We start from the raw sequence: 6303 nt of genomic DNA, 5'->3' as shown, positions 1-6303 counted from the left end.
GTTCGGCCATTGTTGCCTCGGATAACGTAAGCGCCCGGAACCGTCCGAGCGACGCAGGTCTGTGGTGACCTGTGGCGGAATGTACGACCAGCTGTGGCAGACTGTCCAGCCTCCTTGTAAACAAATTTTTCCGAAGGAAATGGAACGATGGAATTCACCAGTGGCTTTTTGCTGAGCCTTTCGCTGTGCCTGGACATCGGCGTGGCCAACATCGCGATGATCACCCTGGCGATGCAACGCGGCTATTTTCAAGGCTTTGCACTGGGCCTGGGGACTTGTGTCGGCGACCTGGTCTACGCGGTGCTGGCGCTGGCCGGCATGACCGTTTTGCTGCAATACGAAACCGTCCGTTGGGTGTTGTGGATCGGCGGTTCGGCGCTGCTGGTGTACTTCGCGGCGAAGATGATTTACTCGGCGATCCACCATGAGGCGCTGTTGGCGCAGACTGCTGAAGTCGGCCACAACTCCCATCGCAAGGAATTCTTTCGCGGGATTTTTCTCGCCATGTCGTCGCCCAGCGCCATTCTCTGGTTCGCGGCCGTGGGCGGCACGCTGATCGCCCGTTCCGGAGGCGGGGGTGGGTTGAGTTCGGCGCTGTTCCTCGGCGGCTTCCTCTGCGCCGGGCTGCTGTGGTGCGCAGGCGTGTGCTTCGCGGCGAGCCACGGTGGCAAGTTGCTCGGCGACAAATTGCTGCGTTACTCCTACATGGCATCGGCGGCGATCTTCTGCTACTTCGCGGTCTACGTGATCCTGTCTGGCTACAACGAGTTTGTGGGCTCTGGCGCCGTCGAGCAGTTGCACGCCTTGTAACTTGGCGATGCGGGATTGGCTTCTATACTCCCTGCCAAACCCACTTTTAAGCGCCAGGAGTCGAGTCATGGATGAACAAACACGTGTTGAGGTGTCCGAACCCCGCATTGAGCACGGGCACTTTCTGCTGATTGCAGGGCTTGGCGGAAAATTTACCCAACAAACCGTGAAAGGCATTCCCGAACTCTGGGAAAAATTCATCCCCCATATTGGCAATGTTCCAGGGCAAAAAGGCGAAGTGACCTACGGTGTCTGCTGCAATTTCGATGGCCAGGGCGGATTCGATTACATCGCCGGCGTCGAGATCAGCAAGCTCGACGATTTGCCGGAAACGTACCGCTGGGTAGAGGTCCAGCCCCAGCAATACGTCGTGTTCGAGCACAAGGGTGCGCTGGAAGACCTGCCGCAAACCTTCCAGTACATCCACGGTACGTGGTTGCCGCAGTCCGGACACGAGCAATTGGCCGCTCCGGAGTTCGAGCGCTACAGCGAAGATTTCAACCCGAAGCTCAACACCGGCAAGCTGGAAATCTGGCTGCCGATCAAGGCGTAATCGAGGCATCGGAGAGTAGATCGGTAGATTCGTCTCTCGATGTCGCGCAGCCGCTGATTTATGATCCCGGCCTTTCCCTCGCTGATTCCGAGCTGCCATGAACACCGTCATCCGCAATGTCACGCCCGCTGACCTGGACCGCTGCTACGCCATCGAAACCGTTGCCTACGAAGGCGACGAAGCCGCCACCCGGGAAAAAATCGCCACCCGCATCGCCACCTGGCCTGAGGGTTTCATCGTTGCTGAAGTGGATGGCGTGGTAGCCGGTTTCATCAACTCCGGTGCGGCATTTCAGGTGGAAATGTCCGACGAGGCGTTCAAGGAGCTGATTGGCCACGACCCGGCCGGACCGCACGTGGTGATCATGTCGGTGGTGGTGCATCCGGATTATCAGGGGCAGGGTTTGGCGAAACGCTTGATGGGCGAGTTCATCGAGCGCATGCGCGCGCTTAACAAGGCCAGTATCAACCTGATGTGCAAAGAGCGGCATATCCCGCTGTATGCCGGGTTCGGCTTTGCCTATATCAAGCCATCGGCGTCCGACCACGGTGGCATGGCATGGCACGAGATGGCACTCAATCTCTAAATCCGACGCAACCCCCTGTAGGAGCGAGCCGGCTCGCTCCTACATTGGTTTTGTATTGATCCCCGGTTAGAAAAACAACCCCATCCGCCGCTCATACCCGATCCGCCCTTTATACGCCTCGCCACTGTCGACAAAACCATACCGGGCATACAGCGCAATGGCGGTGTCGTTGTCCGCATCCACCGACAATTCCAACCCTTTGATCTCCGGCCAAGCCTGGCGCGCAGCCTCGGGCAAGGCTTGCAGGCAGGCCTTGCCGTAGCCTTTGCCTTGCGAATGTTGGTCGACTTGCAGGGCATGCAGGGTGGCGCTGTGTTCATTGGCCCATTCAGGCAATACCGGGGGGCGCTTGAGCAGCAGGAAGGCCACCGGAATGTCTTCAGCCAGCAGGGCAAATCCTTTGACCCCCGGGCCGGGCTTGGACAACAAGGTGTGCAATGCACCGTGGATGTCGCCGCAGAACTTTATCTGCTCGGGATGTACTTCAATGGCCTCGATCTGTTGGCGCTGCAGCGCATTCAGGCTTTCGTATGGCATGAGTCGGGTTGTCACGGGACGGTCCTTTTTCCAACATGATTAGAACCCCGGATTCTAGCGATTCCGGTGGATTGGATTATTTTTATTTCACCTGTCGATTCAACGGATCGCCAGACGACTATGGGTGTCTTCCAACAAAAACCACGGAGAACCACCATGAACTCGCAAACCCAGATCCAGAACCTCATCGAAAGCTATCGCCAGGCCGTCATGGCCAAGGACGTGGATAAAGTCATGGCGCTGTATGCCGATGACATCGTCTCCTTCGACGCGGTCAAGGCTTTGCAATTCAAGGGCAAGTCCGCCTATCGCGCCCATTGGCAGGAGTGCATGCAAATGTGCCCCGGCCCGCACATCTTCGAGTTCCACGAAGTTACCATCGAACCGTCCCAGGAAATCGCCTTCGCCCACTGGCTGGCCCATTGCGGCGGCACCAACGACAAGGGCGAAACCCAGGCCTGCTGGATGCGCGTCTCGCAGTGCTACCGGCAAGAAGCGGGGTTGTGGCAGATCGTCCATGAACACTGGTCGGCACCGTTCGACATGCAAACCGGTGCACCGCTGTTCGACCTCAAGCCCTGAGATTTTTTTATCGCAAACAACGCCAAGGTGCCGATCTGCGGCCATAGTTGATCCGTTCGATGAAGGAGAACGCGATGAAGTATTTATGCCTGGTCTACAGCGATGAGCACCTGCTGCATTCGCTGCCGGAGAGCCCGCACGATTCCGAGTGCATGGCTTATGCCGAGTCGATCCAGGGCAGTGGCCGGATGGTCGCCGCCGAGGCGCTGGAATCCGTGCAGACCGCCACCACCGTGCGCATGCGCAACGGCAAAATGTCGATCACCGACGGCCCGTTCGCCGAAACCAAAGAGCAGTTGGCCGGTTTCTACCTGATCGATGCCAAGGACCTCAACGAAGCCATCCAGGTCGCCGGGAATATCCCGGCGGCGCGGGTCGGCAGCGTTGAAGTGCGCCCCGTGCGCCAGTTGAATCCTTGAGTGATGGTGGCGCAAGCGGTCAAGGCGCGGGTCGAGCAGGTTTATCGTGAAGACTCGCGACGCATCCTGGCAACGTTGATTCGCTTGCTCGGCGATTTCGACCTCGCCGAAGAAGCTTTGCACGAGGCGTTCTTCGTCGCGGTCGAACGCTGGCAACAGGACGGCGTGCCGGACAACCCACGTACGTGGCTGGTGTCTACCGGGCGCTTCAAGGCCATCGACGTGTTGCGTCGGCGTGCCCGGTTCAATGCTTCGCGGCCATTGTTGCTAGCGCAACTGGAGGCGCTGGAGCAGGCGGACTGGAGTGACGAAGACGTGGAAGATGATCGCTTGCGCCTGATCTTCACCTGTTGTCACCCGGCATTGGCGGCGGATGCCCAGGTGCCGTTGACCCTGCGGGAAGTCTGCGACCTGACCACCGAAGAAATTGCCCGAGCCTTTCTCTCGGCGCCGGCCACCATCGCCCAACGCATCGTGCGGGCCAAGGCAAAGATCCGTGACGCAAAAATTCCCTATCAGGTGCCCTCTCTGGCGGAATTACCCGAACGCCTCGACAGCGTGCTGCGGGTGATTTATCTGGTGTTCAACGAGGGTTATTCGGTGTCTATCGGCGCACAGGTGACCCGCGAAGACCTTACCCGCGAGGCGATTCGCCTCGGCCGGTTGCTGATGGAATTGCTGCCCGAACCGGAAGTCATGGGTTTGCTGGCCATGATGTTGTTGCACGAGTCGCGGCGGGTGGCCAGAACCTCTGCGAGCGGCGAACTGATTTTGCTGGATGAGCAGGACCGAACGTTGTGGAACGGCGCAATGATCGCCGAAGGCTGCGAGCTGGTGGAGCGGGCGTTGAGCAGTCGCCGATTTGGCCCCTATTGCCTGCAAGCGGCGATTGCCGCAGTTCATGCCGAGGCCCCCTCGGTGGATGAAACCGATTGGGAGCAGATCGTCGGACTCTATGACGTGTTGCTGCGGGCGGTGCCTTCGCCGGTGATCGAGTTGAATCGGGCGGCGGCGATTTCCAAACGGGATGGACCGTTGGCGGGGTTGATTCTGGTCGAGGCGATTCTGGCGCGCGGTGATCTGCTCGATTACCACTTGGCACATTCGGCGCGGGCGGAGTTTTGCCGGCAGCTGGGCCGGGTGGAACAGGCGCGGGCCGCCTATGAGCGGGCACTTGAGTTGACGCAGCAGGCGCCGGAGCGGCGGTTTATCGAGGGGCGGCTCAAGGCGTTGGAGTGATGTGACTTCGCCGGCCTCATCGCGGGCAAGCCCGCTCCCACAGTGGTTTGAGGTGCACACAACTTTTGGTATCGACACAAATCCCTGTGAGGCTTGCCCGCGATAGGGCCGAAGGACCTTCACTCCAACATCTTCCCTAACAACCAACTCCCGGCAGACCCAGGTGGATGCAATCGCGACCACAGCGCATCGACCGACACCGTTTTCGGCCAGCCGCGCACGTGCAGTTCCTGCAAGGTGCCCGGGCCGAAGCGCGCCACCAGCCAACGCGGCAACGGCGCCCAGCCAAATCCACCCTGAGCCATTTCCAACAGCATCAAATAACTCGGCGCTGACCACATGCGGCCCTTCGCCCGGCTTTCGTAAGGATTGACGATGGTCGCCAGGCGCAACTCACGGTGTTGCTGCAACACGTCCTGGTCAATGTGATCCAGCGCGGCCAACGGATGCATCGGCGACACGAACAGCGCAATCTCCGTGCGTTCGTCCACTGTCGACCTGACCAGGTCCGGCGGATAGCTGTCCTGCATTTCAGCAAAGGCGAGCTGCGCCCGACCGCTTTGCACCAACGCCACCAAGTCATCGCATTCGGCGATCAGGCATTCGAGCTCCAGGTCCGGGTAACGCTGTTCGAAGGCGCTGAGCGAAGCTTCGAAGCGGTCGGACTGGTACGTGTCGGAAAGAGCGACCGTCAGTTTCGCCTCAACCCCTTGCGAGAGCTGGGTGGCAGTCATTTCCAGGCGACTGGTGGCGGCCAGTATGTCTTCCGCCCGTTGCAGTACTACTCGTCCGGCGGGCGTCAGGCCGGGTTTGCGGCTGCTGCGGTCGAACAACGTCAGGTTCAGGTCGATTTCGAGGCTGGCGACAGCCGCGCTAATGGTCGACTGACTCCGGCCCAGCTTTCGCGCGGCAGCGGAAAACGATCCTTGGGTGGCGGCTTCGACAAACGCCAGCAGCACTTCATGAGAGGCCATGAACTATCGCCTTGATCGATGGTTATTGATTACGAAGTATCGGTGTGATGGCGGATCATGGCAACCATCGCTACCCAAGGAGTCCAGGCCATGAGCGCCAACAAATCCATCACTGAACGTATCTTCCAGGCGATCGGTTTCGAACTGCTGGCCATTCTGATCTGTACGCCCTTGCTGGCCTGGATCATGGAAAAGCCGATGCTGGAAATGGGGGCGGTCGCCTTGCTGATCGCGGCACTGGCGCTGGCTTGGAACGTGATCTTCAACGGCCTGTTCGACCGGTTGCTCAAGCGTTTTGCCATTGCCCACAACGCCTGGGTCCGTGTGGTGCACGCGCTGCTGTTCGAAGGCGGACTGGTTGCCCTTGGCGTGCCCTTGATCGCGTGGTGGCTGAACGTCAGTCTGTGGCAGGCGTTCCTACTGGATATCGGCGTACTGCTGTTTTTCCTGCCGTACACCTACCTTTATCACTGGGTGTACGACGTGGTCCGCGAGCGGTTGGTTATCCGCTCTACGTGTAACGCGTAACCTGTAGAGGGGCGATCACCAGCGCGACGCCCATCTACAGAAGTGGCGCTTAATAATCCCGCCGTTTGCGGAACG

General features: G+C 59.5%; 9 protein-coding genes. 7 read left to right on the top strand and 2 right to left on the bottom strand.

The genetic code is table 11. The features are described 5' to 3' along the window. Positions 1 to 147 precede the first annotated feature (147 nt). The 3 genes from D8U18_RS08500 (at position 148) to D8U18_RS08490 (ending at position 1949) form a co-directional block, all read left to right on the top strand. Complete coding sequence (locus tag D8U18_RS08500) at positions 148 to 810, top strand: LysE family transporter (RefSeq protein ID WP_130905166.1); 663 nt, start codon at positions 148 to 150, stop codon at positions 808 to 810. A 67-nt stretch (positions 811 to 877) separates the two neighbouring features. After that, positions 878 to 1363: a GyrI-like domain-containing protein gene (locus tag D8U18_RS08495; protein ID WP_130905165.1), complete on the top strand. Its 486-nt coding sequence runs from the start codon at positions 878 to 880 to the stop codon at positions 1361 to 1363. A gap of 97 nt (positions 1364 to 1460) precedes the next feature. Beyond that, positions 1461 to 1949, top strand: a complete 489-nt coding sequence (locus D8U18_RS08490; RefSeq protein ID WP_130905164.1) for an N-acetyltransferase — start codon at positions 1461 to 1463, stop codon at positions 1947 to 1949. Between the two features lie 66 nt (positions 1950 to 2015). On the opposite strand, the gene D8U18_RS08485 is transcribed toward D8U18_RS08490, so the two are convergent. Continuing rightward, positions 2016 to 2501 carry a GNAT family N-acetyltransferase gene (locus tag D8U18_RS08485; protein ID WP_130905163.1) on the bottom strand — a complete coding sequence of 162 codons (486 nt, stop codon included), beginning with the start codon at positions 2499 to 2501 and terminating at the stop codon, positions 2016 to 2018. Positions 2502 to 2642: 141 nt separating this feature from the next. Between D8U18_RS08485 and D8U18_RS08480 the strand changes: the two genes are divergently transcribed. The 3 genes from D8U18_RS08480 to D8U18_RS08470 all read left to right on the top strand — a co-directional run bounded on the left by D8U18_RS08480 (position 2643) and on the right by D8U18_RS08470 (position 4726). Then, the gene (locus D8U18_RS08480; RefSeq protein ID WP_056852588.1) at positions 2643 to 3068 is read left to right on the top strand and encodes a nuclear transport factor 2 family protein; all 426 of its coding nucleotides are present in this window, start codon (positions 2643 to 2645) and stop codon (positions 3066 to 3068) included. A 74-nt stretch (positions 3069 to 3142) separates the two neighbouring features. Further along, positions 3143 to 3487 (top strand): YciI family protein, encoded by a 345-nt coding sequence (locus D8U18_RS08475; RefSeq protein WP_056852587.1) that lies wholly within the window; start codon positions 3143 to 3145, stop codon positions 3485 to 3487. A gap of 3 nt (positions 3488 to 3490) precedes the next feature. Next, positions 3491 to 4726 (top strand): RNA polymerase sigma factor, encoded by a 1236-nt coding sequence (locus tag D8U18_RS08470; RefSeq protein ID WP_056852586.1) that lies wholly within the window; start codon positions 3491 to 3493, stop codon positions 4724 to 4726. Positions 4727 to 4845: 119 nt separating this feature from the next. On the opposite strand, the gene D8U18_RS08465 is transcribed toward D8U18_RS08470, so the two are convergent. Then, positions 4846 to 5700 (bottom strand): LysR family transcriptional regulator, encoded by an 855-nt coding sequence (locus tag D8U18_RS08465; RefSeq protein WP_131107440.1) that lies wholly within the window; start codon positions 5698 to 5700, stop codon positions 4846 to 4848. 90 nt (positions 5701 to 5790) lie between these two features. Between D8U18_RS08465 and D8U18_RS08460 the strand changes: the two genes are divergently transcribed. Next, positions 5791 to 6228: a multidrug/biocide efflux PACE transporter gene (locus D8U18_RS08460; protein WP_131107439.1), complete on the top strand. Its 438-nt coding sequence runs from the start codon at positions 5791 to 5793 to the stop codon at positions 6226 to 6228. Positions 6229 to 6303: the final 75 nt, after the last annotated feature.

Origin of the sequence: Pseudomonas sp. Sample_10 (genome assembly GCF_004321495.1) — a bacterium.
Lineage (GTDB): Bacteria > Pseudomonadota > Gammaproteobacteria > Pseudomonadales > Pseudomonadaceae > Aquipseudomonas.
This window is presented reverse-complemented; position numbering and strand designations above follow the sequence as displayed.